The following is a 2305-nucleotide window of genomic DNA, read 5'->3' as shown; positions in this document are numbered from 1 at the left end:
GCGTGCGCTTCTGGTATATCTCGAACGATGTGAGGGTCATGGCGAGCCACTCCGTTATCGGAACCCGTAGAGCCAGCCATGGTGAGGACTTCGGCCGGGGGTGCAGGGACAAGTTGACATTGGCGGTTTCGGCGCAGATTCCGATCTCATATGGTCGGCGCTGGTGACTGTTAATTATGTCCTCGGCGATCGCCTTTCCCTCTCCGTGGGCTACAAGGTGCTTGACGTCGGTTACGATCACAAGGGTCACGTCTATGACATACGCCTCAGCAGCCCGGTTTTCGGCATGACCTATCGGTTTTGATCGCCAAAGGTTTCGTAGTCTTGTTATGGATTGGGGGTCGATATGTCTCGTTTTACACGTATGCTCGCTACGCTGACCACCGCCGTGGCGCTGCTTTCAGCCGAAGCTCAGGCCTGCACGCGGATCGTCTATCATGGGCCCGCCGGGCGGACGCTCACGGGCCGCAATATGGATTTCAAGGATCCGATGGTCAGCAATTTCTGGGTCTTTCCCCGCGGCGTGAAGCGCAACGGGGCGGCCGGTTCGCGTTCGGTGGAATGGACGTCGAAATATGGCAGTCTGGCCGTCTCCGGCTATGACATCTCGACGGTCGACGGCCTGAACGAAGCCGGTCTCAACGCCAGCCTGCTATGGCTCAACGCCACCAAATTCCCTGAGGACGACAAGACAACGCCGCGCATGTCGCTCGCAATCTGGGCGCAATTCTATCTCGATCAGTTTGCAACAGTCTCGGAAGCGGTTGAATACACGCGCAATCATCCCGTGCAGGTCGTGAGCGGCGAGGTGCCGGGTCGTCCCGGCAGCCTCGCGCCACTCCATCTGACACTCTCCGATGCAACCGGCGACAACGCCGTTCTCGAGTGGATTGATGGAAAGCTCAGCATTCATCATGACCGCTCGTATCAGGTGGTGACGAACGACCCGCCCTATGACATGCAGCTCGCTAATCAGAAATACTGGAGCGCGGTCGACTCCCTCAACTTCCTTCCCGGTAGCGGCCGCTCGGAGGATCGTTTCGTGCGCGCCGGCTTTTACGTCAACGCAGTGACCCAGAGCGACGATGCCCGCATCGCCGCAGCAGCGGTGTTCAGTGTGATCCGCAACGCTTCCGTGCCCTATGGCGTGAGCCTCCCCGATGCGCCGAACCTGTCCACGACCCGCTGGCGCGTGGTGGCGGATCAGAAGGCCATGCTTTTCTATGGGGAATCGGCGACCTCGCCCAATATTTTCTGGGTGGATATGAAGAAGCTCGACTTCTCCGAAAGCGCACAGATACGCAAGCTGGATCTCGGGGTGGACATGAATCGCGTGCTTGTCGGTGAGGTGTCAGACCAGTTCGTCTCTGGGGAACCATTTGACTTCATGGCCGCCGATTGAACTGCTACCTTCAGCATGAAGAGGCATCTTGGGTGCATTGCATCTAGGTGCCTGAGCGGCAACTGCGCAGAATATACTTCGGGGCAGTCGCTCACGCGCGATCGTGCTTTATCTCCGGCCACAAGCGGCCTTCGACGAACCTGCCATTGGCGGTTTAGGCCCATAGGAGTCACGATCACTTTGCCGGCCAGTCCGCATCATACTTCTATTTGGAGTGGTAGTAGCCACGCTCCATGATGGGTTTCGACGAGGTAGCCGTCCACACTAACAGTGCGTGCTCTGACATCGGCACAGGGATGGAACTGAACTGGCCTCTCCCTCGGAGAGCTGGATCTACCCGGCGGAACTGCTGTCAGTCTGCTGTCGCGCAGGTTTTTTGTAGCGACTGCGAAAGCCTGTCGCATAATGTATGGGCAATTGCGATACCGATTACTTTGGGTGGTTTACCTGCGGTTTGCAGTTGCTGATAGAGTTTTTTACAAGTCGGGTTATATGTTCTGGCCGTCCAGGTACACGCGTAGAGAGCTGCCGAATACGTCCCTGTTCCCTATTGAGGGAATCGTCAGCAAGCGTTCACGCAGTTCGGCAAAAGACTTTTTACCAGCGTTTCCAGATGCTGTTCACGTGCTTCGATACGTTGCCGCTGTTGCAAGTTCATTTGTTTAATAACAAAAGCACTTGGTTTGGTACGGTGGGCATGAGCCTGCTGGCGATTGAGCAAACGCATTCGTTCAGTAATCAAGTCATTGAGCCAGCAATGGGCCTGTTGCAGCTTCTGCGCTTTCTCGCTGGCAAGCCCCACAGGGCAGGTGTTTCATGTTGGGCATATTGCATGATCAGCGCCGCATCTGCCCGATCACTTTTGATGCGCAGTAATTTCATCTGTGCATAGCGTTTGATCAC

General features: G+C 56.4%; 3 protein-coding genes. 2 read left to right on the top strand and 1 reads right to left on the bottom strand.

What is annotated here, in order from left to right:
• Positions 1 to 100 precede the first annotated feature (100 nt).
• A complete protein-coding gene (locus ABUL11_RS09850) occupies positions 101 to 304 on the top strand; it encodes a hypothetical protein (protein WP_350283683.1) in 204 nt (67 codons plus the stop codon).
• 42 nt (positions 305 to 346) lie between these two features.
• A complete protein-coding gene (locus tag ABUL11_RS09845) occupies positions 347 to 1402 on the top strand; it encodes a linear amide C-N hydrolase (protein WP_350283682.1) in 1056 nt (351 codons plus the stop codon).
• A 562-nt stretch (positions 1403 to 1964) separates the two neighbouring features.
• Here ABUL11_RS09845 and ABUL11_RS09840 read toward each other — a convergent pair.
• Entirely contained in the window at positions 1965 to 2144 is a 180-nt protein-coding gene (locus tag ABUL11_RS09840) for a hypothetical protein (RefSeq protein ID WP_350283681.1), read from the bottom strand.
• Positions 2145 to 2305 lie beyond the last annotated feature (161 nt).

The organism is Nitrosomonas sp. (assembly GCF_040256045.1).
Classification (GTDB): Bacteria; Pseudomonadota; Gammaproteobacteria; order Burkholderiales; family Nitrosomonadaceae; genus Nitrosomonas.
Note: the sequence above shows the minus strand (reverse complement) of the source record. Positions and strands in the feature narration are given on the sequence as shown.

Coding starts and splice junctions, on each gene's coding strand:
- ABUL11_RS09845 (WP_350283682.1), top strand. CDS start 347: ATGTCTCGTTTTACACGTATGCTCGCTACGCTGACCACCGCCGTGGCG.